Annotated in this window: 22 protein-coding genes; 6 read left to right on the plus strand and 16 right to left on the minus strand. The window is 74.1% G+C overall.

What is annotated here, in order from left to right:
- Positions 1-14: 14 nt before the first annotated feature.
- The 4 genes from ZF1_RS15830 to ZF1_RS15845 form a co-directional block, all read right to left on the minus strand.
- Positions 15-884, minus strand: coding sequence for a dioxygenase family protein (locus tag ZF1_RS15830; protein ID WP_226364972.1), 870 nt, complete (start codon positions 882-884; stop codon positions 15-17).
- Positions 881-1,678, minus strand: coding sequence for a citryl-CoA lyase (locus tag ZF1_RS15835; protein WP_482637633.1), 798 nt, complete (start codon positions 1,676-1,678; stop codon positions 881-883). The genes ZF1_RS15830 and ZF1_RS15835 overlap by 4 nt, the downstream gene beginning before the upstream one ends.
- Positions 1,675-2,826: a CaiB/BaiF CoA transferase family protein gene (locus tag ZF1_RS15840; RefSeq protein WP_482637634.1), complete on the minus strand. Its 1,152-nt coding sequence runs from the start codon at positions 2,824-2,826 to the stop codon at positions 1,675-1,677. Before ZF1_RS15840 ends, ZF1_RS15835 begins: the two co-directional genes overlap by 4 nt.
- A 74-nt stretch (positions 2,827-2,900) precedes the next feature.
- Complete coding sequence (locus ZF1_RS15845) at positions 2,901-3,710, minus strand: IclR family transcriptional regulator domain-containing protein (RefSeq protein WP_482637635.1); 810 nt, start codon at positions 3,708-3,710, stop codon at positions 2,901-2,903.
- Positions 3,711-3,838: 128 nt separating this feature from the next.
- Between ZF1_RS15845 and ZF1_RS15850 the strand changes: the two genes are divergently transcribed.
- The gene (locus ZF1_RS15850; protein ID WP_482637636.1) at positions 3,839-5,260 is read left to right on the plus strand and encodes an amidohydrolase family protein; all 1,422 of its coding nucleotides are present in this window, start codon (positions 3,839-3,841) and stop codon (positions 5,258-5,260) included.
- On the opposite strand, the gene ZF1_RS15855 is transcribed toward ZF1_RS15850, so the two are convergent.
- Positions 5,261-5,800: a class I SAM-dependent methyltransferase gene (locus ZF1_RS15855; RefSeq protein ID WP_482637637.1), complete on the minus strand. Its 540-nt coding sequence runs from the start codon at positions 5,798-5,800 to the stop codon at positions 5,261-5,263.
- 7 nt (positions 5,801-5,807) lie between these two features.
- Positions 5,808-7,109 carry a histidine--tRNA ligase gene (gene hisS, locus ZF1_RS15860; protein ID WP_482637638.1) on the minus strand — a complete coding sequence of 434 codons (1,302 nt, stop codon included), beginning with the start codon at positions 7,107-7,109 and terminating at the stop codon, positions 5,808-5,810.
- Between the two features lie 136 nt (positions 7,110-7,245).
- Here hisS and ZF1_RS15865 point away from each other — a divergent pair, with 136 nt between their 5' ends.
- Positions 7,246-8,097 (plus strand): peptidylprolyl isomerase, encoded by an 852-nt coding sequence (locus ZF1_RS15865; RefSeq protein WP_482637639.1) that lies wholly within the window; start codon positions 7,246-7,248, stop codon positions 8,095-8,097.
- A gap of 39 nt (positions 8,098-8,136) precedes the next feature.
- Here the strand turns inward: ZF1_RS15865 and ZF1_RS15870 are convergent, their stop codons facing one another.
- The 8 genes from ZF1_RS15870 to ruvC all read right to left on the minus strand — a co-directional run bounded on the left by ZF1_RS15870 (position 8,137) and on the right by ruvC (position 17,319).
- Positions 8,137-10,422 (minus strand): RelA/SpoT family protein, encoded by a 2,286-nt coding sequence (locus ZF1_RS15870; RefSeq protein ID WP_482638715.1) that lies wholly within the window; start codon positions 10,420-10,422, stop codon positions 8,137-8,139.
- A gap of 121 nt (positions 10,423-10,543) precedes the next feature.
- Positions 10,544-11,119, minus strand: coding sequence for an adenine phosphoribosyltransferase (locus ZF1_RS15875; RefSeq protein ID WP_482637640.1), 576 nt, complete (start codon positions 11,117-11,119; stop codon positions 10,544-10,546).
- Entirely contained in the window at positions 11,116-12,270 is a 1,155-nt protein-coding gene (gene secF / locus ZF1_RS15880; RefSeq protein ID WP_073574659.1) for a protein translocase subunit SecF, read from the minus strand. Before secF ends, ZF1_RS15875 begins: the two co-directional genes overlap by 4 nt.
- Complete coding sequence (secD, locus tag ZF1_RS15885) at positions 12,267-14,012, minus strand: protein translocase subunit SecD (protein WP_179762627.1); 1,746 nt, start codon at positions 14,010-14,012, stop codon at positions 12,267-12,269. Before secD ends, secF begins: the two co-directional genes overlap by 4 nt.
- Before the next feature lie 152 nt (positions 14,013-14,164).
- Positions 14,165-14,539 carry a preprotein translocase subunit YajC gene (gene yajC, locus ZF1_RS15890; RefSeq protein WP_073574657.1) on the minus strand — a complete coding sequence of 125 codons (375 nt, stop codon included), beginning with the start codon at positions 14,537-14,539 and terminating at the stop codon, positions 14,165-14,167.
- Between the two features lie 351 nt (positions 14,540-14,890).
- Positions 14,891-15,964 carry a Holliday junction branch migration DNA helicase RuvB gene (gene ruvB / locus ZF1_RS15895; protein ID WP_308215783.1) on the minus strand — a complete coding sequence of 358 codons (1,074 nt, stop codon included), beginning with the start codon at positions 15,962-15,964 and terminating at the stop codon, positions 14,891-14,893.
- On the minus strand, positions 15,961-16,566 hold the full coding sequence (gene ruvA / locus ZF1_RS15900) for a Holliday junction branch migration protein RuvA (RefSeq protein WP_062395706.1): 606 nt from the start codon (positions 16,564-16,566) through the stop codon (positions 15,961-15,963). The genes ruvB and ruvA overlap by 4 nt, the downstream gene beginning before the upstream one ends.
- Positions 16,567-16,668: 102 nt before the next feature.
- The gene (gene ruvC, locus ZF1_RS15905; RefSeq protein WP_178373922.1) at positions 16,669-17,319 is read right to left on the minus strand and encodes a crossover junction endodeoxyribonuclease RuvC; all 651 of its coding nucleotides are present in this window, start codon (positions 17,317-17,319) and stop codon (positions 16,669-16,671) included.
- A gap of 132 nt (positions 17,320-17,451) precedes the next feature.
- On the opposite strand from ruvC, the gene ZF1_RS15910 reads away from it, so the two are divergent.
- From ZF1_RS15910 to ZF1_RS15920, 3 genes are read left to right on the plus strand one after another with little or no spacing between them, the layout of a single operon-like run.
- Positions 17,452-18,600, plus strand: a complete 1,149-nt coding sequence (locus tag ZF1_RS15910) for an alpha/beta hydrolase (protein WP_405416785.1) — start codon at positions 17,452-17,454, stop codon at positions 18,598-18,600.
- Positions 18,600-19,199, plus strand: a complete 600-nt coding sequence (locus tag ZF1_RS15915) for an MOSC domain-containing protein (protein ID WP_405416783.1) — start codon at positions 18,600-18,602, stop codon at positions 19,197-19,199. The genes ZF1_RS15910 and ZF1_RS15915 overlap by 1 nt, the downstream gene beginning before the upstream one ends.
- A gap of 56 nt (positions 19,200-19,255) precedes the next feature.
- Positions 19,256-19,837 (plus strand): hypothetical protein, encoded by a 582-nt coding sequence (locus tag ZF1_RS15920; RefSeq protein WP_405416782.1) that lies wholly within the window; start codon positions 19,256-19,258, stop codon positions 19,835-19,837.
- 28 nt (positions 19,838-19,865) lie between these two features.
- Here the strand turns inward: ZF1_RS15920 and polA are convergent, their stop codons facing one another.
- Positions 19,866-22,661, minus strand: a complete 2,796-nt coding sequence (gene polA / locus ZF1_RS15925) for a DNA polymerase I (protein WP_482637641.1) — start codon at positions 22,659-22,661, stop codon at positions 19,866-19,868.
- An 89-nt stretch (positions 22,662-22,750) separates the two neighbouring features.
- Positions 22,751-23,500 (minus strand): YebC/PmpR family DNA-binding transcriptional regulator, encoded by a 750-nt coding sequence (locus ZF1_RS15930; protein WP_208823674.1) that lies wholly within the window; start codon positions 23,498-23,500, stop codon positions 22,751-22,753.
- A 287-nt stretch (positions 23,501-23,787) separates the two neighbouring features.
- Here ZF1_RS15930 and ZF1_RS15935 point away from each other — a divergent pair, with 287 nt between their 5' ends.
- On the plus strand, positions 23,788-24,066 hold the full coding sequence (locus ZF1_RS15935; RefSeq protein WP_482637642.1) for a DUF1490 family protein: 279 nt from the start codon (positions 23,788-23,790) through the stop codon (positions 24,064-24,066).
- Positions 24,067-24,068: the final 2 nt, after the last annotated feature.

Here is a 24,068-nt window from a genome sequence, read left to right on the forward strand (position 1 = left end):
TCCGGCCCGGCGACCTACCCGGCGGGCTGGAGCACGAAGTCGTAGCGGGCCTCGTACCAGGGCACCTCGCTGTGCCCGCCGTCCGGCGTGGGGCCGGGCTCGCGGCGGGTGAAGCCGACGACGAGCTCGCGCTTGACCCCGAACACGACGTCGGAGTCGAGGAACTCGGTGCCCTCCCGGAACAGGTGGGTGATCAGCGGCTCGTAGCCGGGTACGGCCAGCAGGAAGTGGATGTGCGCGGGCCGCATCGGGCTGATGTCGGTCCGCGAGACGAGGTCGCCGACGGGGCCGTCCATCGGGATGGCGTAGCCGAGCGGGGCGATGGTGCGCAGGCAGTAGCCGCCGTCGTCGCCGGTGGTGTACTTCGCGCGCAGCCGGGCCTCGTCGACGTCGAGCTGGGCCTCGTAGGTGCCGTCGGCGTCGGACTGCCAGACGTCGAGGACCGCGCCGGTCACCGGGGTGCCGTCGAGCGCGCGGACGCTGCCGTGCACGAACAGCGGGTCGCCGGGCAGCCCGTCGGACATGTCCTCGCCGGAGGCCTTCTCCGGGGATCCGTCGATGTGGAACGGGCCCAGCACCGTCGCCGGGGTGGCGGCCGGGTCGAGCCGGTGGTTCTGCTGGACGACGAGCATGGACAGCCCGAGCACGTCGGAGGCGAGGATGAACTCCTCGCGCTTGTCGTCGGAGATCTGCCCGGTGGCCGTCAGCCAGCGCACCGCGGCCATCCACTCGTCCTCGGTGAGACGGGTCTCGCGGGCGAAGTCGTGCAGGTGGCGCACCAGGGCGGTCATCAGCTCGGCGGTGCGCGGGTCGTGCGCGGTCGCCCAGCGCGCGACGGCGGCGTCGGTGATCGTGTCCTCGGTGACGGTGGTGGGCTGCGTCATCGCAGGTCTCCCTCGGGCTGGTACGGGTCGGGGTCGACGGACCGGTTGTGCAGGTCCACGGACAGGAAGATGTCGTTGGCGACGGGATGGCGCAGCTCCTCGGCGAGCTGGCCGATCAGGCCCGCGGTGCGGGCGAGCAGGGCGAAGCCGCGCAGCAGCTCGAGCGGCAGGCCGAGGTCGGCGAGCGCGGCGCCGCAGACGCCGGCGCCGTTGAGCGGCAGGGTGCGGCCGAGCACCTGCGGGTGCACCCGGCCGATCGCGGCGAACAGGCTCAGGTGGTCGCCGAGCAGACCCTCCTCGGCGGCGATCGCGAACACCCGCGGGGTGCGGGGGTCGCCGTCCTTGTGGACGTGGTGGCCCAGGCCCGGCACGAACCGCTTCGCCGCCCGCTGCGCGGTGACGACGTCGAGGGCGACGGCGTCCCAGCCGTCGTCGGTGGTGGGGCGCTCGGCGGGCAGGTGGTCGTGCAGGAACCGGCCGCAGTCCTCGGTCACGCCGAGGAAGCGCGACCCGCCCCCGAGCAGCCCGGCGGCGAGTGCGCCCTGCACCGAGTCCGGCGCGGACAGGTGGGTGAGCCGGGTGACGATCGCGGTCGGGGTGAACCCGTGGTCGGCCAGCGCGGCGAGGACGGCCTCGAACACGCGGGTCTCACCGGGGGTGGGGCGACGCTGGGTGGCGAGCCAGAACGCGAGCTCGCCGAACCCGACCTTCCCCATGACGTCGTCGGCGAGGTCGTGGCCGAGCAGGGTGATGGCGTCCTTCGACGAGGCGCCCAGAGCGGTGGGGTAGGTCATGAGTCGAGCCACTTCCGCAGGTCGGCGCCGTGCTCGTCGAGCCGCGGCGGAGGGAGCCGGTAGACGGCCGGGGTGGCGGAGAACCGGACCGGGTGCCGGGTGGTGGGCACCGCGCGGTCCCCCTCCCCGACCGTGACGACGGGATCGAGCCCGAAGCGCTCGGCCATCGCGAACCCGCCGTCGATGGTCTGGATCGGCCCGGCCGGCACGCCGGCGGCGGTGAGCAGCTCGAACCACTCGACGGCCCCCCGGGTCGCCAGCCGCTCGACCAGCAGCGGGCGCAGCTCCTCCCGGTTGACCGTGCGGTCGGCGTTGCGGGCGAAGCGGGGGTCGTCGGCGAGGCCGGGCACCTCGAGCACGCCGCAGAGCTTGCGGAACTGGGCGTCGTTGCCGGCGGCGACGATGAGGTCGTCGTCGGCGGTGGGCATCGGCTCGTAGGGGAAGACCGAGGGGTGGGCGTTGCCCATCCGGTAGGGCACCGTCCCGCCGGCGACCCAGGCGGAGCTGTGGTTGACCAGGCCGGTCAGCGCGGAGGACAGCAGGTTGACCTCGACGTGCTGACCGGCGCCGGTGCGGTCGCGGTGGCGCAGCGCGGCGAGGACGCCGATCGCGGCGTGGTTGCCCGCCATCACGTCGAACACCGAGATCCCGGCCCGGTACGGCGGCCCGTCCGGGTCGCCGGTGAGGCTCATCAGCCCGGACATCGCCTGCACCATGAGGTCGTAGCCGGGGACGTGCGCGCCCGCGCCGGAGCCGAACCCGGAGATCGAGGCGTAGACGACACCGGGGTTGTCGGCGGCGACGGAGGCGTGGTCCAGCCCGAAGCGGGCCATCCCGCCGGGCCGCAGGTTCTCGATGACGACGTCGGCGCGGCGGGCGAGCTCGCGGGCCGCGGCGAGGTCGCCGGGGTCGCGCAGGTCGAGCGCGATCGACCGCTTCCCCCGGTTGATGCCGAGGTAGTAGGTGGCCTCGCCGTCGCGCTCGGGCGGGGTCCAGGTGCGGGTGTCGTCGCCCGCCGGTCCCTCGACCTTGACGACGTCGGCGCCCATGTCCGCCAGCAGCATCGTCGCGTACGGCCCGGCCAGGATCCGGGAGAAGTCGGCGACGAGTACGCCGTCGAGCGGCCCGCCGGTTCCGGGTTCCGCCATCGGGGTCCCTCCGAAGTGATCGCTGTGCGGACGAGTGTCCGCCAGACGATCGTGGCCCCGGGCGCGGGCGGCGGTCAAGCCGTGGCCGACACCGTCACGTGCGGCGCGGAGGCGAGCCGGGCGAAGTCGGCGCTGATGTCGCCCGCGGCCTGCAGCAGCAGCGGCAGATGGTGTTCGAGCAGGGTCTCCAGCGAGGTCTCCGCGGCGTGGCAGTTGACGTTGACCCCGGCGACGACCCGGCCCTCGCCGTCGCGCAGCGGGGCGGCGACCGAGCGGATGCCCGGGGCGAGCTGCTCGTCGGTCAGCGCCCAGCCGCGGGCTCGGACCTCGCGCAGCTCGGCGTCGCGCTCGGCGGGCGCCGGGGCGTGCCGCGGGGTCAGCCCGGAGCGCGACGGCTCGGCCAGCACCCGTTCCAGCTCCCCGGGGGCCAGCGCGGCGAGCTGCACCTTCCCCAGCGACGTCGACGCGGCCGGGAACCGCGTCCCGATCTGCACCGACAGCGCGACGATCTTGGGCACCGCGACCCGCGCGACGTAGACGATGTCACTGCCGTCGAGCTGGGCGATCGAGCACGACTCGTGGGTCCGCGCGACGAGGCGCTCCAGGTGCGGCCGGGCGACGTCCCACAGCCCGGTCGAACGGACGTAGGCGACGCCCAGGTCCAGCACCCGCGGGGTGAGGGCGTAGCCGCGCTCGCCGGAGCGGACGTAGCCGAGCTCGGTGAGGGTGAGCAGCACCCGGCGCACGGTCGGGCGGGCGAGCCCGGTCGCCCCGGCCAGGTCGGCGAGGGTCATCTCCGCCCGGCCGGGCCGGAAGGCGGTGATCACCTCGAGACCGCGGGCGAGCGCCTCGATGAAGTCCGGGCCGGTCCCGTCGCGTGCCATGGGCCCACGGTAGCCGGACACCCCCGCGACCCGGCCGTTGACAGCACAAGAAGGGTGCGCGACAGTGACCGCCGTCCGTGCGATGTCCGCACAGCGGACGCTTGTCCGCAGGAACGAGGAGTGCGTCGATGAGCGTCGTCTTCCGCAACGGGACCGTCCTGACCGTGGACGCGGGCCGGACGGTCCTGTCCGGCCACGATGTCCTGGTGACCGGTGACCGGATCGCCGCGGTCGGGGTCGGCCTGGAGGTGCCCGAGGGCACCGAGGAGGTCGACGCGACCGGCGGGATCGTGATGCCGGGCATGGTCGACACCCACCGGCACATGTGGCAGACCTCGCTGCGCGGGTACGGCGCCGACTGGACGCTCACCCAGTACTTCGTCTGGAACTACCTGGAGTGGGGCAGGATCTTCCGCCCGGAGGACATCCACGCGGGGAACCTGCTCGCCGCGCTGGAGGCCCTCGACGCGGGCGTGACCACCACCGTCGACTGGTCGCACGGCCTGCAGACCCCGCAGCACGCCGACGCCGCCGTCGACGCCCTGACCGCCACCGCGGGCCGGTTCGTGCTCGCCTACGGCAACATCCACGACGCCCCCGCGAACTGGACCGCCGACCCCGGGTTCCGCGAGTTCGTGTCGCGGCGCATCACCCCCGGCGACGACATGCTCGGCTTCCAGCTCGCCTTCGACGTCACCGGTGACCCCGCGTTCCCCGAGCGCCCCGCGTTCGAGGTGGCCCGCGAGCTCGGCGTCGGCGTCACCACGCACGCCGGGGTGTGGGGCGCGACCAACGACGACGGCGTCCGGCTGATGCACGAGCACGGCTTCGCCGGGCCGGACACCGTCTACGTGCACGCCGCGACCCTGTCCGCCGACTCCTACCACCGGATCGCCGCGACCGGCGGCTCGGTGTCGGTGTCCACCGAGAGCGAGCAGAGCGCCGGTCAGGGCTACCCGCCCACCTGGGCGCTGCGCGAGCACGGGATCCCGGTGTCGCTGTCGATGGACACCTCGATGTGGTGGAGCGCGGACCTGTTCTCGGCGATGCGCAGCACGCTGGGCGCCGACCGGTCCCGCGAGCACCTGGAGGCACACGCGCGCGGGGACACCGTCACCCACTCGTCGCTGCGGGCCGAGCAGGTCGTGGAGTGGGCGACCCGCGGCGGGGCCCGCGCGATCGGGCGCGAGTCCGACCTCGGCTCGGTCGAGGTCGGCAAGAAGGCCGACCTGGTGCTGCTGCGCAACGACCACTCACCGGTGTCGTTCCCGCTGCTCAACCCGCACGGTCACGTCGCGTTCCAGGCCCAGCGCGGCGACGTGCACACCGTGCTGGTGGACGGGCGCGTGGTGAAGCGCGACGGGCGCCTGGTCGACGTCGACCTCGCCGCCGCGCGGACCGCGGTCACCGCCACCGTCGAGCACCTGCGTGCCACGATGGGCGAGGCGGCCTGGCAGGCCGGGATGAACCCCGAGATCCCCGAGACCGAGGTCCTCGACAATCCCTACACCTACACCGACTACCGCAGCGCGGCCACGCACGGCGGCTGATCAGGCGGGGAGGCGGGCGACCAGGTGCGCCTCCCCGTCGCCCTCGCCGTGGGCGAGGACCTCGAGGCCGGCGAACGCGGCGGTCAGCTCACCGGGCACCGCCCGGAACGGGCCGCCCGTGTCGCCGATCTCGGACAGCACCGTGACCACCAGCAGCCCGCCCGGCGCGAGCGCGGCACGCAGCGCCGGGTAGAGCGCCGGGTCGCGGAACCGCTGGCAGACGACGACGTCGTAGCGGTCGTCGTCGCGGGGGAAGCCGGCGTCGAGGTCGGCCTCCACCCAGCGCACCCGTACGTCGTGGGCGGCGGCCAGCCCGGCGCCCGCGGCGAGCCCGGCCGGGGACACGTCGACGGCGACGACGTCGAGCCCCTGCATCGCCAGCCACACCGCGACCGCGCCGCGCCCGCAGGCCACGTCCAGCGCCCGGCCCGAGGACGGGAGCAGGTCCGTGCGCCCGCGCAGCGCGTCCGGCGGGAGCGGCGACCCGGCCCCCGCGGCGGTGTGCCGGGCGTCCCAGCGTTCGCGGTCCGAGGCCGCCACCGCGGCCTCAGCCCGCCAGGGCGGTCACGACGGCGTCGGTGACCGCGTCCAGCGGGACGTCCTGCTGCTCACCGGAGACGAGGTCCTTGAGCCCGACGGTGCCGTTCTCCAGGTCCCGGTCCCCCAGGACCAGCGCGAACCGTGCGCCGGACCGGTCGGCGGACTTCATCGCGCCCTTGAGTCCCCGGCCGCCGTAGGCCAGGTCGACCCGCAGGCCGCGGGCCCGCAGCTGCGCGGCGACCACGACCAGGCGGCGCTGCGCGGCGGCGCCCAGGGACACCCCGAACACCTCGACGCGGGCGTCCGACCAGGGCTGCACACCCTCGGCCCGGCAGGCGAGCAGCGTGCGGTCGACGCCGATGCCGAACCCGACGCCGGACAGCTCGGGGCCGCCGAGGGTCGCCATCAGGCCGTCGTAGCGGCCGCCACCACCGATGCCGGACTGCGCGCCGAGGCCGTCGTGGACGAACTCGAAGGTGGTCTTGGTGTAGTAGTCCAGGCCGCGGACCATGCGCGGGTTCGGCGTGTAGGCGACGCCGAGGTCGTCGAGGTGGGCGAGCACCCGGGCGTGGTGGTCGGCGGCGGCGTCGGACAGGTGGTCCATCAGCAGCGGCGCGTCGGCCATCGCGGCGCGGACCTCGGGGCGCTTGTCGTCGAGCACGCGCAGCGGGTTGATCTCCGCCCGGGCCCGGGTCGCCTCGTCGAGGTCGAGCCCGGCCAGGAACTCCTGCAGCAGCGTGCGGTAGGCAGGCCGGCACTCGGCGTCGCCGAGCGAGGTGATCTCCAGCCGGTAGCCGGTCAGGCCGAGGGCCTTGAAGCCCTCGTCGGCGATCGCGATGACCTCGGCGTCCAGGCCTGCGTCGTCCACCCCGATCGCCTCGACGCCGACCTGCTGGAGCTGCCGGTAACGCCCGGCCTGGGGCCGCTCGTAGCGGAAGAAGGGGCCCGCGTAGCGGAGCTTGACCGGCAGGCCCTGCTTGTCGAGGTTGTGCTCGATCACCGAGCGGACCACGCCGGCGGTGCCCTCGGGGCGCAGCGTCACCGAGCGGTCGCCGCGGTCGGCGAAGGTGTACATCTCCTTGGAGACGACGTCGGTGGACTCCCCCACCCCGCGGGCGTAGAGGCCGGTGTCCTCGAACACGGGCAGCTCGATGTGGCCGTACCCGGCGCGCTCGGCGGCGGCAGCGAGGGTGTCCCGCACGTGCACGAACCCGGCCGAGGACGGCGGGAGGTACTCGGGGATGCCCTTCGGCGCGGCGAACGGCTCGGGCCTGCGGGCCCGGCCCACCTGCGGCTCGGTGGCGGTCACGGTTGCTGCACGTCCTCTCCGGGGATCATGTCGGGGGTCCTCCAGCCTAGAACCGGTGTCTCTCAGCTTTCGCCCCAGGTCGCCCCGATACCCTCACCGCGCGTACGAGTGATCAAGTCAGGGAGTTGGGCGGGACGTGGCGACGAACGAGCAGCGCCGGGAGGCGGCCAAGCGCAAGCTGGAGGCGCAGCAGGCCCACCGGGCGCAGCGGCAGCAGCAGCGCAAGCGGAACACGACGATCGCGGCCGTCGCGACGGTGCTGGTCGTGGTGCTGGCCGCGGTCGGGGTGTACGCGCTGACCTCGGCCTGGGGCGGTTCCGACGACGCCGGGCAGAGCGCCGCGGCGCCGGCGCCCGCCGGGGACGGCCCGGACACCGCCGGTCGGCCGACCGTGCCGCTGCCCACGCGCCCGACGGCGCTGCCGGCGTCGGTGGACTGCACCTACCCGACGTCCCCCGAGCCCGCCTCGAAGCCGGTGAACCCGCCGGCGGCCGGCTCCACCCCGGCCCAGGGGACGGTCACGGCGGATCTGCAGACCAGCGCGGGCCCGATCGACCTGACGCTGGACCGCGGCCTGGCGCCGTGCACGGTCAAGAGCTTCGAGAGCCTGGCCCAGCAGGGCTACTTCGACGGGACCTCCTGCCACCGGCTGACGACCAGCCCGGGCCTGCAGGTGCTCCAGTGCGGTGACCCGAGCGGCAGCGGGCGCGGCGGCCCCGGCTACTCCTTCGCCGACGAGGTGTTCCCCGGCCTCACCTACGGCCGCGGGCTGCTCGCGATGGCCAACGCCGGCCCCGACACCAACGGCAGCCAGTTCTTCATGATCTACGGCGACGCCCAGCTGCCGCCGAGCTACACCGTGTTCGGCTCCATCGGCTCCGAGGGCCTCGCGACGCTGGACAAGGTCGCCAAGGGCGGCGAGTCCGTCGGCTCCGGTGACGGCGTGCCGAGCATCCCGGTCGAGATCCAGCGCACCACCCTCGGCTGACCGGCTCCCCGGTCCGCCCCCGGGTGGGGCGGGCCGGGGTCAGGCCGCGCTGGTGACCCGGTAGACGTCGTAGACGCCCTCGATGTTGCGCACCGCATGGAGCAGGTGCCCGAGGTGCTTCGGGTCGCCCATCTCGAAGGAGAACCGGGAGATCGCGACGCGGTCGCGGGAGGTGGTCGTCGTCGCCGAGAGGATGTTGACCTTCTCGTCGGCCAGGACCTTCGTGACGTCGGACAGCAGCCGGTGCCGGTCGAGCGCCTCGACCTGGATCGCGACCAGGAACACCGACTCCGGCGACACCGACCAGGTCACATCGACCAGCCGCTCCTCGCGCGCGGTGAGGTCCCCGGCGTTGGTGCAGTCGGTGCGGTGCACGCTGATCCCGCCGCCGCGGGTGACGAACCCGAGGATCTCGTCGCCCGGCACCGGGGTGCAGCAGCGGGCGAGCTTGATGTAGAGGTCGCCGAGGGCCTGCCCGTCCTCGCCGCTGACGACGACGCCGGCGTTGCCCGACGGACGCCGGTGGCGGACCGTCGACGGCGTCGCCCGCTCGGCGAGCTCCTCCTCGGCCTCCTCCTCGCCGCCGAACCACGCGACGAGACGCTGCACGACGTGCTGGGCGCTGGCCTGGTGCTCGCCGACGGCGGCGTAGAGCGCGGAGACGTCGGAGTAGTGCATCTCCCGGGCGAGCGCGGACATCGCGTCGCCGGAGATGAGCCGCTGCAGCGGCATCCCGGTGCGGCGGGCCTCCCGCGTGATGGCCTCCTTGCCCTCCTCGACGGCCTCCTCGCGGCGCTCCTTGGCGAACCACTGCTTGATCTTGGCCTTGGCCCGCGGGGACTTCGCGATCTGCAGCCAGTCCCGCGACGGCCCGGCGTCCTCGGCCTTGGAGGTGAAGATCTCCACGACGTCGCCGGAGGACAGCTGCCGCTCCAGGGCGACGAGCTTGCCGTTGACCCGGGAGCCGATGCAACGGTGCCCGACCTCGGTGTGCACGGCGTAGGCCAGGTCGATCGGGGTGGAGCCGGTGGGCAGGGTGACGACGTCGCCCTTCGGGGTGAAGACGAAGATCTCCCGCGCGGCGAGGTCGAAGCGCAGCGAGTCGAGGAACTCGCCGGGGTCGGCGGCCTCGCGCTGCCAGTCGAGCAGCTGGCGCATCCACGCCATCTCCTCGACCTCGACCTCCTTGTTGCCGCCGCCCTTGACCTCCTTGTACCGCCAGTGCGCGGCGATGCCGTACTCGGCGGTGCGGTGCATGGCGTGGGTGCGGATCTGCACCTCGAGGGGCTTGCCGTCCGGCCCGATCACCGTGGTGTGCAGCGACTGGTAGACGCCGAACCGGGGCTGGGCGATGTAGTCCTTGAACCGCCCGGGCATCGGCTGCCACAGCGCGTGCACCATGCCGATAGCGGCGTAGCAGTCGCGCACCTCGTCGACGAGCACCCGGACCCCGACGAGGTCGTGGATGTCGTCGAAGTCGCGGCCCTTGACGATCATCTTGCGGTAGATCGAGTAGTAGTGCTTCGGTCGGCCCTCGACCTTGGCCGGGATCCGCGCGGAGTCCAGCTGCGCGGACACCTCGTCGATGACCTGGCGCAGGTAGGTGTCGCGCGAGGGCGCCCGGTCGGCGACCAGCCGGACGATCTCCTGGTACTTCTTGGGCTGCAGGATCGCGAAGGACAGGTCCTCCAGCTCCAGCTTCACCGTGGCCATGCCGAGGCGGTGCGCGAGCGGGGCGAACACCTCGAGGGTCTCGTTGGCCTTCTTGACCTGCTTCTCCGGGCGCAGGAAGCGCATCGTGCGCATGTTGTGCAGCCGGTCGGACAGCTTGATGACCAGCACCCGTGGGTCCCGGGCCATCGCGACGACCATCTTGCGGATCGTCTCGGCCTCCGCGGCGGAGCCGAACTCGACCTTGTCGAGCTTGGTGACGCCGTCGACGAGGTGCGCGACCTCGTCGCCGAAGTCGGCGCGCAGCCGCTCCAGTGAGTAGTCGGTGTCCTCGACGGTGTCGTGCAGCAGGGCCGCGACCAGCGTCGTCGTGTCCATGCCCAGCTCGGCCAGGATCGTGGAGACGGCGAGCGGGTGGGTGATGTAGGGGTCCCCGGACTTGCGGCTCTGCCCGTCGTGCTTGTCCTCGGCGACGTCGTAGGCGCGCTGGAGCAGCACCAGGTCGGCCTTGGGGTGCAGCGAGCGGTGGACCGCGGCGAGCGGCTCCAGCACCGGGGTCACGATGGCGACGCGCTGCGGCGTCATCCGCCGGGCGATGCGGGCACGGACCCGGCGGGTCGCGGACGGGCGCGGCGGCTCGTCGTCGGGCGTCAGCGGGCGCGTGGCCGGATGGGCGCCGGTCCGGTCGACCTCGGTCACCGCACCTCCTGCTCGTGCTCGGTGGCGGGAAGGGTCCCGGGTCCGAGGATAGTCCGCGAATCGGGGCCCGTCGTGGTCAGGCGTTCAGCAGGGCGTCGATCCGCAGGTCACCCAGCTTCGCCCGGCCGTTCAGCGCGGCCAGCTCCAGCAGCGTGCCGAACCCGACGACCTCGGCCCCGGCGTCGGCCAGCAGGGCGCAGGCGGCCGCGGCGGTGCCGCCGGTGGCGAGCACGTCGTCGACCACGTAGACCCGCGTGCCCGGCTCGACGACCCCGGCCGGCAGCTCCAGGGTGGCGCTGCCGTACTCCAGGTCGTAGCTGCGCGACGCGGCGACCGCGGGCAGCTTGCCCGCCTTGCGGACCGGCACGGTACCGACCCCGGCGACGAGCGCGACGGCGGCGCCGAGCAGGAACCCGCGCGCCTCCACCCCGATCACCAGGTCCGCCTCGCCCGCGTTGGCGGCCAGCTCGGTGGTGACGGTCGCGAAGGACTCCCCGTGCGCCAGCACCGGGGTGATGTCACGGAACAGCACCCCGGGCTGCGGGTAGTCGGGTACCGAGCGGACCAGCTCGGCGACCCGGAGCAGGTCGTCCGCGGAGTCCCCGGTGATTCCGGGCCCGACCCGGATGCCGTCGACCTGTGCCCCGCTCATCCGCGACGCCGTCCGGTCTTGCCGGTCGGGCGGGCGCCGGGACGCGGGGCGGCGGGTGCGGAGGAGCTCACGGCGGCGAGGGTATCGGTGGCCGGATCGTCCTCGACGTCCGAGTCCGTCCCGCCCCGGCCGGCCGCGCGGGCACGACGCGCCTCGACCCGGGCGGCCTGGTCGCGGACCCGCTTGTCGCGCAGCTTGATGTCGACCAGGACCGGGGTCGCCAGCAGCAGCGACGAGACGACACCGATGATCATGCCGACCAGCTGCACCAGTGCCAGGTCGGCGAGGGTCCCGACACCGAGCAGACCGACACCGATCACGAGCAGGCCGAGCACCGGCAGGATCGCGATGAGCGAGGTGTTCATCGACCGCATCAGCGTCTGGTTCAGCGCGAGGTTCGCGGCCTCGGCGTAGGTGCGCCGGGTCAGCTTCAGCAGCCCGCGGGAGTTCTCCCGGACCTTGTCGAACACGACGACGGTGTCGTAGAGCGAGAACCCGAGGATGGTGAGCAGGCCGATCACGGTGGCCGGGGTGACCTCCAGCCCGATGATCGAGTACACCCCGGCGGTCACGACGATGTCATTGACGAGCGCGATCAGCGCCGCGGCGGCCATCGCCCGCTCGAAGTAGAACGCCAGGAACAGCGTGACCAGGACGATGAACACCGCCAGCGCGATCAGCGCCTGCGTGGTGACCTCGCCGCCCCAGGTGCCCGAGACCTGCGAGTCGCTGATCGAGGCGGCACTGGGGGCGCCGTCCGCGCCGAGCGGCTGCAGCTGGGTGAACAGCGCCTCGCGCAGCGGCACGAGCTGCTCGGGGGTCAGCGGCTCGGACTGCAGCACGATCGACGCGGCGTCGCCGGACCCGACGGACTGGGTGACCTCGGGCGCGAAGCCGATCACGCCTTCGTAGACCCGGTCGACCTGCTGGGTGCTGATCGCGCCGTTCGCCCCGGTGGCGGGCAGCTGGATCTGGGAGCCGCCGGTGAAGTCGATGCCGAGGTTGAAGCCCCGGAACACCAGCGAGAGCAGGCACACGGCGATGAGCACGCCGAAGCCGATGTACCAGGTCCTGCGGCGGCCGATGATGTCGACGTTCGCGGTGCCGGTGGTGAGCCGGGTCCAGCCCGACAGCGACTCGGGGTTCGTCATGCGCCCGCTCCCTTCCCGGTGGTGGCCGCGCGCCTGCCGACGGCCGGCTTCGCACGGCGGTGCCGCGACCCGATCCGGTCGACCGCGCCGAGCCCGGACAGCCCGGGCCTGCCCAGCGACGTCGACCGGGAGATGAGCACGACCAGCGGGAACGTCACGAGGAACACGACGACGAGGTCGAGGACCGTGGACATGCCCAGGGTGAACGCGAAGCCGCGGACCTCGCCGACGGCCAGGATGTAGAGCACCGCGGCGGCGAGGAAGCTGACCGCGTCGGCGGTGAGGATCGTGCGCCGCGCCCGCTCCCAGGACCGCGGGACGGCCGAGCGGAAGGTGCGGCCCTCGCGCATCTCGTCCTTGAGCCGTTCGAAGAAGATCACGAACGAGTCGGCCGTGATGCCGATGGCGATGATGAACCCGGCGACGCCCGCCAGGTCCAGGGTGAACCCGATCCAGCGCCCGAGCAGGATCAGCACCGCGTAGACGACCAGGCCGGACAGGGCCAGCGACAGGATCGTCAGGATGCCGAGCAGGCGGTAGTAGAACAGGCAGTAGGCGAACACCAGCACCAGGCCGACGGCGCCGGCGATGAGCCCGGCCTCCAGCGAGGCCAGCCCGAGGCTGGCCGAGACGGTCTGGGCGTTGCCGGAGTCGAACGACAGCGGCAACGAGCCGTAGCGCAGCACCTGGGCGAGCTGCTGGGCCCGGTCCTGGTTGAACTGCCCCGAGATCTGGGTCTGCCCGAAGATCGGCTGGTTGATCGACGGGGCCGAGACGACGTCGCCGTCGAGGACGAACGCGACGTTCTTGCCGACGTTCTCGGTCGTGTACCGGCCCCAGGTGTCGGCGCCCTGCGGCTTGAAGGTCAGCCCGACCACCCAGCCGACGCCCTGCTGGTTCTGCTGGGCCTGGGCGGAGGCGATCTCGGTGCCCTCGAGGAACGACGGGCCGAGCAGGTACTTGTTCTGCCCGTCCTCGCTGCAGGCGACCAGCGGCCTGGTCGGGTCGTCGTAGCCCTGCAGGGGGTCCGGTGCGCCGCAGTTCAGCGACAGCAGCGCCTGCAGCTGGGTGGCCTGGTCGGTGCTCTGCCGGGTCTCGCGGAGCTTCGTGACCTCGGCGGCGACGCGCGGGTCGTCCGGCGCGAGCCCGCCCGGGCTCGGCGTCGGGGACGGCACGGGTGTCGGTGGCGGGTCCTGCAGCGGCGAGACCTGCGCGACCGGCGCGACGGAACGGCTCTGCTCGCCCATGCCCTGCGGCTGCGCCGGGGCGGGGCTCGCGGGGGCCTGGCTCGCGGGGGCCTGGCCGGACTGCGCGTCCTGGCCCGGCGCGGGCTGTTGCCCGGCGGCCTGGTTCGCGGGGACGGGGCCCTGCAGCACCTCGCGGAAGCGCAGCTGCGCGGTCTGGCCCAGGGAGCGGGCCTGCTCGCCGGCGTCGCCGGGGACGGTGATGACGATGTTGCTGCCGTCCAGCTGGACCTCGGCGCCGCTGACACCGAGCCCGTTGACGCGCTGCTCGATGATGTCCTGCGCCTGGATCAGCTGGTCACGCGGCGGTGGCTGCCCGTCGGTGGTGCGGGCGGTGAGCGTGACGCGGGTGCCACCCTGCAGGTCGATGCCCAGCTTCGGCGTGAGGTTGCCGCCCCCGGTGAGGAACACCAGTGCGTACAGCACCACGACGATGCCTGCGAAGGCCGTCAGGTAGCGCCAGGGGCGCACGTGCTGCTGCCCCGACGACGTTGCCACGTGATCGTTCTCCTGATCCGACTCGTGCGGCGGCCGCGGCCGGCCTCACGGTCGGTCGCCGTCCCACCGGGCCGGTGCGGCAGAGCCGCGGCCGGGCCCGGTACGGACGCCGAGGCCGCCGGAACGGGCCGCCCGGCCCGTTCCCGACGTGCTCAGTGGATCGTCGGCTTGTTCTCCGACGCGTCCTTGTCGGCCGGCTCGGCGACGGTCTCCTCCGTCGCCTCGTCGGTCGCGACCTTCTCCCGGATCGCCGCACGCAGCCAGGTGGTGACCACGCCCTCGGCGATCTCGAGGTCGATCGTGTCCTCGTACGAGGCGTCGACGATGGTGCCCCGCAGCCCGGACGTGGTGACGACGACGTCGCCGTCCTCCAGCGCCTGCTGCATCGCCTGCGTCTCCGCCATCTGCCTGCGCTGCTTGCGGCCGTTCAGGAACAACGGCACGAACAGCAGCAGGATGATGAGGAACGGCAGCAGGGAGAAGATGCTCGAGCCGCCACCGGCCTGCTGGGCGAGGATTGAAGTCATCGTGCGGGGTCTCCGTCTCGTCTCGTAATCGTGAGTGTGCCAGCCGGGACCGACACCGACGGCCGGCCCCCTCCCGGAGGCGGACCGCTCGTCGCAGTGCGACGGGCCGAACGGCGTCACCCGGGCCCGCCGGCTGCCCGACACGCCCCGGAACGAGCCGGACGCCCGGATCGTTCCGGGGCGCCCGCATCAGGACCCCCGCCGGGCACGCGGTGTCCGGAGGACTCCGCGCGGTGTGCGGACACCAGGGTGCCCGTGGTCCCGGCCGGGCGGTGCCCGATCCGTTCGGTCCGTCCGGATCCTCCCATGTGTGACGGCCCGCGCACTCCGGTGCCCCGACGGCACGCCGGGTCAGAACAGCGGGTCGACCCGGTGCCCGGCCGGTGCGTCCGCGGGTGGGGTCAGCCCGAGGTGGGTCCAGGCCAGCGGGGTCGCGACCCGCCCGCGCGGGGTGCGGGCGATCATCCCGGCCCGCACCAGGTAGGGCTCGCAGACCTCCTCGACGGTCCCCGGCTCCTCCCCCACGGCGACGGCGAGGGTCGAGACGCCGACCGGGCCGCCGTGGAAGGAGCGGACCAGCGCGCCGAGCACGGCGCGGTCGAGCCGGTCGAGGCCGAGCTCGTCGACGTCGTAGACGGCCAGCGCGTCGCGGGCGACCTCCCGGGTGACCACGCCGTCCGCGCGGACCTCGGCGTAGTCGCGGACCCGGCGCAGCAGCCGGTTCGCCACCCGCGGGGTGCCGCGGCAGCGCCCGGCGATCTCGGCCGCGCCGTCCGCGCGCAGGTCGATGCCGAGGATCCCGGCGGCCCGGCGGAGCACGCGGTCCAGCTCGGGGACGTCGTAGAACTCCATCTGCCCGGTGAACCCGAACCGGTCACGCAGCGGACCGGTCAGCGATCCGGCCCGCGTCGTGGCTCCGACCAGGGTGAACGGTGCGACGTCGAGCGGGATCGAGGTGGCACCCGGGCCCTTGCCGACCACCACGTCGACCCGGAAGTCCTCCATCGCGAGGTAGAGCATCTCCTCGGCGGGGCGGGCGGTGCGGTGGATCTCGTCGATGAACAGCACGTCGCCGGGCACGAGGTTGGACAGCATCGCGGCGAGGTCCCCCGCCCGCTCCAGCGCGGGGCCCGACGTCAGCCGGATCGCGGCGCCCATCTCCTGGGCGATGATCATGGCGAGGCTGGTCTTGCCGAGTCCGGGTGGGCCGGACAGCAGGATGTGGTCCGGCGGGTCGCCGCGGCGCCGCGCGCCCTCCAGCACCAGCTGCAGCTGCTCGCGGACCCGTGGCTGCCCCACGAACTCCTCCAGCGACCGGGGCCGCAGCGACGCCTCGACGTCGGTGTCCCCGGGCTGGACCCCGGCATCGACGGCGCGCTCGTCGAGATGCCCGTCGACCCCGGCGTAGGGGTCGGGCTCGGTCACCGCGACCTGCCGAGGCTCGACAGCGCGGTCCGCAGCAGGTCCCGGGCGTCGGTGTCGGGGGCGTGGGCCAGCACCGCGTCCACGGCCTGCTCGGCCGGGCGCTGGGTGAAGCCGAGCCCGAGCAGCGCCTCGACTACCTGCTCGCGCACCCCGAGCACCGGGGCCGGCGCGGCCGCGACCGCACCCGCGGGCACCGCGACGGGCGCGGTCACCTTGTCGCGCAGTTCCACGACCAGGCGCTCGGCGCTCTTGCGCCCGACGCCGGGGATGCGGGTGAGGACGGCGAGGTCACCGTCGGCGAGTGCGCGGCGCAGCGTGTCCGGCTCCAGCACCGCGATCGTGGCGAGCGCGAGCCGCGTCCCGATCCCGGACACGGTCTGCAGCAGCAGGAACAGCTCGCGTTCCTCGGCGTCGGCGAACCCGTAGAGGGTCAGGGAGTCCTCGCGCACCACCAGCGTGGTCGGCAGCCGGGCCTCCTCGCCGCGACGCAGCCCGCCCAGCGTGGCGGGCGTGGCGTACACCGCGAGCCCGACCCCGCCGACCTCGACGACGGCGTGGTCCAGCCCGATCTCCAGCACCGGACCGCGCACCGAGTGGATCACTGACAGGTCCCCCTCCCACGAACGACCGTTCGAGGCACCGACGCTACCGGGCCACACCGACGGAACCGCACGCGACACCACGCCACCACCGGGCGAGACGGGTCAGCGTGCGCCCCAGCCGCCGGCGGACCGGGCGTCGGCGGCCGCGCGGGCCGCGGCCCACTGCTGGGCGGCGCTGGGCCGGGCGCCGCCCTGCTCCCGCTGCGCCTCGGCGAGCCGGGCCCGGTGCACCGCGGCCAGCTCCTCGGCGCGGGCCTGCGCCTGCGCCATCCGGTCGATCATCGGGGAGCGCCAGCAGTGGCAGATGGCCAGCGCGAGCGCGTCGGCGGCGTCGGCGGGCTTCGGGGGTGCGTCGAGACCGAGCAGCCGGGTGACCATCGCGGTGACCTGCGCCTTGCCCGCGCGGCCCTCCCCGGTGACGGCGGCCTTGACCTCGCTGGGGGTGTGGAAGGCGACCGGCAGCCCGGCCCGTGCGGCGACGAGCGCGACGACCCCGCTGACCTGCGCGGTGCCCATCACGGTGCGGACGTTGTTCTGGCTGAACACCCGCTCGACGGCGATCACGTCGGGGCGGTGCCGGGCCACCCAGCGCTCCACCTCGTCGGCGACGGTGAGCAGCCGCCGTTCCAGCGGCAGGTCCGGCCGGCTGCGGGCGACACCGACGTCGACGAACCCGACGGTCCGGCCCGCACCGGCCTCGACGACGCCGATCCCGCACCGCGTCAGTCCGGGGTCGACCCCGAGCACCCGCACCGCGTCCCCCTCGCCTCGGATCCGCACGGCCGTTCGAGAACCGTACCGGTGGAGGCGGTCCCGTCCGGTGCGGGCACGCCGGACCGGCGGGTCCGGGCCGGGCCGGGCGGACCGGGATGACAGGGTGCGCGGGTGACGTCGTTCCTCCGGATCCTCGCGTGGGTGTGGGCCGCGCTGCTGCTGGTCGTGCTGGTGGGGACCTTCCGCCCCGAGACCCCGGGGATCGGGCTCGCGGGGTCGTTCCTGTCGGGCGCGTACCCGCTGCACGTGGCCCTGGCTGCGGTGCTGGGGATCCTGTTCGGGCTGGCGGCGCGGGCCGCGGGTGCGCGGTTCACCGGAGTCGCGACAGCGGTGCTCGCGCTGGCCGCGGTCGTCGGGTCGGTCACGGTGCTGGCCGCGCAGGGCCGGGCCGCGTCCGAGCAGGGCGTCCCGCTGGACTGGACGGCGACGCTGACCGAGCTGGGCCAGCCCGACGGGCGGCCGGACCGGTCGGTGGAGTTCGCCCCCGGCCGCACGCTGGACCTCTACCTGCCGACCGGCGCCGGTCCGCACCCGACGATGGTGTGGGTGCACGGCGGGTCGTGGACGAGCGGGGACCGCGGCGACCGCACCGCGCTGAACCGGTGGCTCGCCGAGCGCGGCTGGGCGGTCGCGGCGGTGGACTACCGGCTGCCGCCGCCCGAGCCCGTCGGCCGCGACCAGCAGCGCGACGTCGCGTGCGCCGTCGACTGGGTCCGCGCGCACGCGGGCGAGGCGGGTCTGGATCCCGCGCGGCTGGTGCTGGCCGGGCAGTCCGCCGGCGCGACGCTGGCGCTGTCGACCACGTCCGGGCTGCTCGACGGGACGCTGGCGTGCTCCGAGGCACCGGCCGCGTACGGCGGCACCGGCCCGGCCGACGCCCCGCCGCCGACGCCCGGCCCGCCGCCGGTCGGCGTGGTCGCCTACTACCCGCCCGTCGACCTGACGCTGGTCGACCCGGATCTGCAGCGCACCCTGTTCGGCGGCACCGCCGACCAGGCTCCGGGCCTGCTGCGGCTGCTCTCCCCCGCCGAGCAGGTCCGCCCGGGGCTCCCGCCGACCCTGCTGCTGCTCGGCTCCGCGGACCACTACGTCCTGCCCGACCGGGTCGCCGCCTACGACCGGGAGCTCCGCTCCGCGGGGGTCGACGGCAGGCTGGTCACCGTCCCCTACGCCGACCACGTCTTCGACCGGCCCTTCGGCAGCCCGGGCGCGCAGCTGACCCGGGAGGCCGTGATCCGGTTCCTGACCGGGCTGAACTGATGCGGGTCGAGGTCACCGCCCTGCTGGCCGCGTCCCGGCACGCCTACGAGGGCAGGCCCGCGGACGGGCCCCGGCCCGACCCGGAGCCACCGCTGCGCCGCGAGGTCCGGGTCCGTGCCGGCCACGGGATCGTCGGCGACCGCTACGCCGGCCGCCCGGCCCACGCCCGCGCCGCGGTGACCCTCCTGGCCGCGGAGTCGCTGGACCACCTGCGCGCGGTGCTCGGCGACGCCGTCGACGCGACCCCGCAGGCGATGCGGCGCAACGTCGTCCTGCGCGGCGCCCCGGTCGACGCGCTCGCCGCACCGGGCCGCGGCGGCACCGGCGCGCTGTTCGCCCTGGATTCCGGCGACGGGCCGGTCCGCTTCCGCGCGCACCGCGCCGCCGCACCGTGCCGCTGGATGGACACCGAGATCGGCGACGGCGCGTGGGCGGCGCTGCGCGGCCGGGGCGGTGTCCGCTGCGAGCCCCTCGACGACGGCGTGCTCCGCCTCGGGTCGGCCGAGCTGACGATCCTGGAACCGGCGACAGCCGTACCGCCGGACGCCGGGCACGGACCGTCCGGCGGGATGTCCCCACCGTCCGCCGCGACGACGTAACAGCAGGTGGGAGGTTCGCGACGCTACCGGCGTCGGCCCCGGAGGAGGTGACGCCGATGCCCCTGGTCCCGCACCCCCGCCGCCCCGACGAGCCAGCGGCCGCGCCGGCGCAGGCGGGCGTCGTCGTCCACCGGGGGCTGCCCGGGGACCGGGCGACCTGGGCGCGCCGGGCCGGCCGGATCGGCGGGCTCCTGGTCGCCCTGGCCGACGCCGAGTCCGGCGGGCTGGAGCTGCCCGCGTCGCTGGCCGGGCGCCGTGCGCTGTGGGCGTGGTCGCGTTCCGCGGAACGCGCGGTCGCCGCGGCGGGCGACGCCGACGCGGTCGTCGTGATCCACACCGACGACGCCGACGTCCTCGCCGCCGCCGGACGCGACCTGGCCGCGGTGCTGCGCCACGAGCGCGACACCCTCCGCGCCGCCACCCCCGGCGACGCCCCGACCGGCGCCACGGCCCGGACGGACCCGGACGGACGGATCTGCGCGATCCTGCACGCCGCGGCCCGCCGGCAGGACGTCGCGGTGGAGCAGCTCGTCGCCGAGCTGGGCCGCGCCGCCCGGGTCCTCGCGCCCGGACACCTGCGCCACCACTCCGGAGCCGGGTACGGCGCCGCCCCCGCACCGGGAACGGTCGCCGGCTGACCCCGCCCCCTGGGGGCCGGGGCTCGGATCAGTGCGCCGCGGCGTCCCAGCTGCGGCCGGAGCCGACCGACACCTCCAGCGGCACCGACAGGTCGGCCGCGGCCGCCATCTCCCGGCGCACGAGCGCCTCCAGGGTCTCGCGCTCGCCGTCGGCGACCTCGAGGACGAGCTCGTCGTGCACCTGCAGCAGCATCCGGCTGCGCAACCCCTCGGCCTGCAGCGCCCGGTAGACCCCGAGCATCGCGACCTTGATGATGTCCGCCGCGCTGCCCTGGATCGGGGCGTTGAGCGCCATCCGCTCGGCCATCTCCCGGCGCTGCCGGTTGTCGCTGGTCAGGTCGGGCAGGTAGCGCCGCCTTCCCAGGATGGTGGCGGTGTAGCCGTCCTTGCGGGCCTGGTCGACGACTCCCGCGAGGTAGTCGCGCACCCCGCCGAACCCGGCGAAGTAGTCGTCCATCAGCCCCTTCGCCTCCTCGGTGGAGATCCGCAGCTGCCCGGACAGGCCGTAGGCCGACAGCCCGTAGGCCAGGCCGTAGTTCATCGCCTTGATCTTGGCGCGCTGCTCGGGCGACACCTCGGTCGCCGCGACGCCGAAGACCCGGGCGGCGGTCTCGGCGTGGAAGTCGTGCTGTGAGCGGAAGGCCTCGATCAGCGCGGCGTCCTCGGACAGGTGGGCCATGATCCGCATCTCGATCTGGCTGTAGTCCGCGGTGAGCAGCTCCGCGTACGGCGCGCCGTCGGGGCCGGACCCGACGACGAACGCGTCCCGGATCCGGCGCCCGGCGGCGGTGCGGATCGGCACGTTCTGCAGGTTCGGGTCGGTTGAGGACAGCCGGCCGGTCGCGGCGATCGTCTGCGAGTAGGTGGTGTGGATCCGGCCGTCCTCGGCGACGGACTTCATGAGCCCGTCGACGGTCACCTTGAGCCGGGTCGCGTCCCGGTGCTGCAGCAGGAACTGCAGGAACGGGTGCTCGGTCTGCTCATAGAGGCTCGCCAGCGCGTCCGCGTCGGTGGTGTAGCCGGTCTTGGTGCGCTTGGTCTTGGGCATCTCCAGCTCGTCGAACAGCACGACCTGCAGCTGCTTGGGCGAGCCGAGGTTGATCTCCTTGCCGATCACCTCGTAGGCCTGCCGCGCGGCCTCGCGGACCTGGGCGCCGAAGTCCGACTCCAGGTCGGACAGGGTCTCGCCGTCGACGGCGATCCCGGACGCCTCGCAGTCGGCCAGCACGAACGCCAGCGGCAGCTCCAGGTCGGCCAGCAGCTCGCTGCCGCCCCGCTCGGCGAGGTCGGCGTCGAGGGCGTCGGCGAGCTCGGCGATCGCCGAGGCCGCGAGCATCTCCTGCTCCGCGGCCCGGGTGTCGGCCTCCTCCTCACCGCCGAGCAGCGACAGCTGCCCGTCGGCGGGCTCCTCGGTGCGCAGCTCGCGGCGCAGGTAGCGCAGCGCGAGATCGGCCAGGTCGAACGTCCGCTGCCCGGGCTTGGCGAGGTACGCGGCGAGCGCGGTGTCGCTGGTCAGCCCGCCCAGGGTCCAGCCCCGCGCTCGCAGCGCGTGCAGCACCGCCTTCACGTCGTGCGCGGCCTTCGGCACGGACGCGTCGGCGAGCCAGTCGCCCAGGGCCGCCTCGTCGTCCGGGGTGAGGCCGGTCAGCGCGAGGTAGCCGGCGGCCGGGACACCGGGGGTGGCGCCGGCGGCCCGCTGCTCGACGGTCGGCTCCCCCGTGGCGAGCGCGATCCCGTCGAGGTCGCGCCCGGCGATCGGGCCGGTGACCCCGGCGAAGCTCACCGCGACCCGACGCCCGTCGCGGGCGTGGGCGTCGAGCCAGGCCCGCGCCGCGCCGGGTGCGACGACCTCGCCGGAGACCTCGAAGCCGGACTCGGCCTCGGGCTCGGCGGAGGACAGGGTGGAGAACAGGCGCTCGCGCAGCACCCGGAACTCCAGCTCGTCGAACAGGCGGTGCACCGCGTCGCGGTCCCAGGGGCGCAGCTCGAGCTCCTCGGGGGCGGCGCCGAGGTCGACGTCGCGCACCAGCTCGGTGAGCTGGCGGTTGAGCAGCACGTTCGCCAGGTTGGCCCGCAGGTTGTCCCCGGCCTTGCCCTTGACCTCGTCGACCCGGTCGGTGAGCTCGGCGAGCGAGCCGAACTCCCGGACCCACTTGGCCGCGGTCTTCTCCCCCACCCCGGGGATGGAGGGCAGGTTGTCCGAGGGGTCGCCGCGCAGCGCCGCGAAGTCCGGGTACTGGGTCGGGGTGAGCCCGTAGCGCTTGTCGACCTCGGCCGGGTCGATCCGGCCGAGGTCGGACACGCCGCGCTTGGGGTACAGGACGGTGACGTCGTCGGTGACCAGCTGGAACGCGTCGCGGTCGCCGGTGGTGATGAGCACCTGGTAGCCGCGCTCCTCGGCCTGGGTGGCGAGGGTGGCGATGAGGTCGTCGGCCTCGAACCCCTCGACGGCGAACACCGGGATGTTCAGCGCGGCCAGGACCTCCTTGATGAGGTCGATCTGGCCGCGGAAGTCGTCCGGCGTCGACGAGCGGTTCGCCTTGTACTCGGCGTAGCGCTCGGAGCGGAACGTCGTGCGCGACACGTCGAAGGCGACCGCGAGGTGGGTCGGCTCCTCGTCGCGCAGCAGGTTGATCAGCATCGAGGTGAAGCCGTAGACCGCGTTCGTGGTCTGCCCGGTACCGGTGCGGAAGTTCTCCGCGGGCAGCGCGAAGAACGCCCGGTAGGCCAGGGAGTGGCCGTCGAGCAGCAACAGGCGCGGCTTCGCCGGTGCCTTCTTCTTCGCCGAGGCCGACTTCTGGGTGCCCTGCGTCGCTGTGCTCATCGGCGGCGAGTCTAGAACCGACCCCCGACAGTGAACGCGGCCGCGCCCCGGGTGGGGACGCGGCCGCGTACGGACCTGCCGGGGCGACCTCAGCCGACCTCGGCCATGACCTCGTCGGAGACGTCGAAGTTGGCGTAGACGTTCTGGACCTCGTCGGAGTCCTCGAGCGCCTCGATCAGCTTGAAGACCTTCTTCGCACCGTCGGCGTCCAGCTCGACCTGCATCGACGGCACGAAGACCGCCTCCGCGGAGTCGTAGTCGATGTCGTTCTGCTGGAGCGCGGTCCGCACCGCGACGACGTCGGTCGGCTCGGAGACGACCTCCCAGCTCTCGCCGAGGTCGTTCACCTCCTCGGCACCGGCGTCGAGGACGGCCATCAGCACGTCGTCCTCGGACAGCTCGGCCTTCGGCAGCACCACGACGCCCTTGCGCTGGAACAGGTACGCCACCGACCCCGGGTCGGCCATGGTGCCGCCGTTGCGGGTCATGGCCGTCCGGACCTCGGTCGCCGCCCGGTTCCGGTTGTCGGACAGGCACTCGACCAGCACCGCGACCCCGTTCGGGCCGTAGCCCTCGTAGGTGATCGTCTGGTAGTCGGCGCCGCCGGCGTCGGCACCCGAACCACGCTTGACCGCACGGTCGATGTTGTCGTTCGGGACCGAGCTCTTCTTCGCCTTCTGGATGGCGTCGTAGAGCGTCGGGTTGCCGTCGGGGTCACCGCCGCCGGTCCGGGCCGCGACCTCGATGTTCTTGATCAGCTTGGCGAACATCTTGCCGCGGCGGGCGTCGATCACGGCCTTCTTGTGCTTGGTCGTCGCCCACTTGGAGTGACCGCTCATCGGCTCGTCTGCCCACCTCTCGTGCTCGCACCGCGCACGCGACGCGCGGTGAGGGGCAGGTCCGACGCCCCGCAGCGCGAGCTGCGGTCGGGCCGACCTGCGGGAACCCGTCAATATTACCGACGACGCGGCTCCGCGCCGGGCCGGGCCCGCGCGCACCCCCCCGGCACCGACACATGCATGATCGACCATGCTTCGCCACCACGTCCCGCCGGGAACCCGGCGCGGACTACTCTGACAACCGTTATCGGCACCTGCACCGGGCGCCGGTCGCGAGAGGAGCGCACGTGTTCGGAGCAGTGGCAGGCAAGGCCGTCGGGCTCGTCGTGAGCGGGCTGGCCGGCGCGGTCGCCTACGACGGCGTCAAGAAGGTCGCGCGCTCCGGCGCCGTCCGCGAGGCCGCCGTCTCGATGACGACCTGGGGCCTCAAGGGCGCACGAGCCGCCGAGACCGGCGCCGAGAAGGCCCGGCTGGCGACCGCCGACATCGTCGCCGAGGCCCGCGGCCGCATCGGCGAGGAGGCCCCCGCCCCGGGCAACGGCCACGGGCACGGGCACGGGCACTGATC

The organism is Pseudonocardia sp. ZF1 (genome assembly GCF_056835605.1).

Excerpts from the sequence above, each read along its gene's own strand:
- ZF1_RS15830 (WP_226364972.1), bottom strand. The coding sequence starts at position 884 with ATGACGCAGCCCACCACCGTCACCGAGGACACGATCACCGACGCCGCC.
- ZF1_RS15835 (WP_482637633.1), bottom strand. The coding sequence starts at position 1,678 with ATGACCTACCCCACCGCTCTGGGCGCCTCGTCGAAGGACGCCATCACC.
- yajC (WP_073574657.1), bottom strand. The coding sequence starts at position 14,539 with ATGACTTCAATCCTCGCCCAGCAGGCCGGTGGCGGCTCGAGCATCTTC.
- polA (WP_482637641.1), bottom strand. The coding sequence starts at position 22,661 with ATGAGCACAGCGACGCAGGGCACCCAGAAGTCGGCCTCGGCGAAGAAG.
- ZF1_RS15930 (WP_208823674.1), bottom strand. The coding sequence starts at position 23,500 with ATGAGCGGTCACTCCAAGTGGGCGACGACCAAGCACAAGAAGGCCGTG.
- ZF1_RS15845 (WP_482637635.1), bottom strand. The coding sequence starts at position 3,710 with ATGGCACGCGACGGGACCGGCCCGGACTTCATCGAGGCGCTCGCCCGC.
- ZF1_RS15920 (WP_405416782.1), top strand. The coding sequence starts at position 19,256 with ATGCCCCTGGTCCCGCACCCCCGCCGCCCCGACGAGCCAGCGGCCGCG.
- secF (WP_073574659.1), bottom strand. The coding sequence starts at position 12,270 with ATGACGAACCCCGAGTCGCTGTCGGGCTGGACCCGGCTCACCACCGGC.
- ZF1_RS15915 (WP_405416783.1), top strand. The coding sequence starts at position 18,600 with ATGCGGGTCGAGGTCACCGCCCTGCTGGCCGCGTCCCGGCACGCCTAC.
- ZF1_RS15875 (WP_482637640.1), bottom strand. The coding sequence starts at position 11,119 with ATGAGCGGGGCACAGGTCGACGGCATCCGGGTCGGGCCCGGAATCACC.
- ZF1_RS15850 (WP_482637636.1), top strand. The coding sequence starts at position 3,839 with ATGAGCGTCGTCTTCCGCAACGGGACCGTCCTGACCGTGGACGCGGGC.
- ZF1_RS15840 (WP_482637634.1), bottom strand. The coding sequence starts at position 2,826 with ATGGCGGAACCCGGAACCGGCGGGCCGCTCGACGGCGTACTCGTCGCC.